This is a genomic window from Aquamicrobium defluvii, from assembly GCF_004363725.1.
Lineage (GTDB): Bacteria > Pseudomonadota > Alphaproteobacteria > Rhizobiales > Rhizobiaceae > Mesorhizobium > Mesorhizobium defluvii.
This window is the reverse complement of record NZ_SNZF01000080.1, coordinates 1-1,742: the sequence shown is the minus strand read 5'-3', so window position 1 is coordinate 1,742 and position 1,742 is coordinate 1. Positions and strand designations below refer to the sequence as shown.

Here is a 1,742-nt window from a genome sequence, read left to right as displayed (position 1 = left end):
CTGACGGCTCCCTTGTCCGCGCTTGTTGCGAAGGCGGCGTATGCCTTGAGGGCTGTGGTGACGTTGCGCTTGCGGGTCTCGGCCGGCTTCCAGCCCCTGATGTCCTGTTCGGCGCGGCGGCGTTCGAGCTCGGCTTCCGGCACGTCGAGGGTGATGGTGCGGCCGGGAATGTCGATGGCGATGATGTCGCCGTCGCGCACCAGCCCGATGGTGCCGCCAAGCGCGGCCTCGGGCGAGACATGGCCGATCGACAGGCCCGACGTGCCGCCCGAGAAGCGCCCGTCGGTGAGCAGCGCGCAGGCCGCCCCCAGCCCCTTCGACTTCAGGTAGCTGGTCGGGTAGAGCATCTCCTGCATGCCCGGCCCGCCGCGCGGCCCCTCATAGCGGATGACCACCACGTCGCCCGCCTTGACCTCGTTGCCCAGAATGCCCTTGACCGCCGCGTCCTGGCTCTCGAACACTTTTGCGGGGCCGGTGAAGGTCCAGATCTTCTCGTCCACACCCGCCGTCTTCACGATGCAGCCGTCCGGCGCGATGTTGCCCTTCAGCACGGCAAGCCCGCCATCCTTCGTGAACGGATGCGCGGCCGAGCGGATGACGCCCGTCTCGCGGTCGAGGTCGAGGCTGTCCCAGCGCCGGTCCTGGCTGAAGGCAACCTGCGTCGGCACGCCGCCGGGTGCCGCCAGATAGAAGTCGCGCACCTTCTGGCTGTCGGTGCGCGAGATGTCCCAGCGCTCGATCGCCTGGCCGAGCGTGGCCGCGTGCACGGTCGGCTGGTCGCGCCGGATGAGCCCGGCCTTGTCGAGCTGGCCGAGGATGGCGAAGATGCCGCCGGCCCGGTGCACGTCCTCCATGTGCACGTCGGCCTTTGCCGGCGCCACCTTGCACAGGCACGGCACTTTCCGGGAAAGCGCGTCGATGTCGGCAAGCGTGAAGTCCACCTCGCCCTCATGGGCGGCGGCCAGGATGTGGAGGACCGTGTTGGTGGAGCCGCCCATGGCGATGTCGAGCGTCATGGCGTTCTCGAAGGCCCCCTTCGAGGCGATGGTGCGCGGCAGGGCGGTGGCGTCGTCCTGCTCGTACCAGCGCTGGGCCAGATCGACGATCAGATGGCCGGCCTCGACGAACAGGCGCTCGCGGTCCTTGTGCGTGGCCAGCGTCGAGCCGTTGCCCGGCAGCGACAGGCCCAGCGCCTCGGTCAGGCAGTTCATGGAGTTGGCGGTGAACATGCCCGAGCACGAGCCGCAGGTCGGGCAGGCCGAGCGCTCGATGGCCCTGACGTCCTCGTCCGGAACCTTGTCGTCGGCCGCCGCCACCATGGCGTCGACCAGGTCGAGCGCATGCTGCTCGCCCCGCAGCACGACCTTGCCCGCCTCCATCGGCCCGCCCGACACGAACACGGTGGGGATGTTGAGGCGCAGCGACGCCATCAGCATGCCCGGCGTGATCTTGTCGCAGTTGGAGATGCACACCATGGCATCCGCGCAATGGGCGTTGACCATGTATTCGACACTGTCGGCGATGATCTCGCGCGAGGGCAGCGAATAGAGCATGCCGTCATGGCCCATGGCGATGCCGTCGTCCACCGCGATGGTGTTGAACTCCTTGGCCACGCCGCCCGCCTTCTCGATCTCGCGCGCCACCAGCTGGCCGAGGTCCTTCAGGTGCACATGCCCCGGAACGAACTGCGTGAACGAGTTCACAACCGCGATGATCGGCTTGCCGAAATCCCCGTCCTTCAT

At 68.3% G+C, this 1,742-nt stretch carries 1 protein-coding gene; it reads right to left on the bottom strand.

All coding sequences use genetic code 11. The features are described 5' to 3' along the window. Positions 1 to 1,742, bottom strand: a 1,742-nt coding sequence (gene ilvD, locus DES43_RS22185; RefSeq protein WP_133676471.1) for a dihydroxy-acid dehydratase, incomplete at both ends; no start/stop codon positions are given.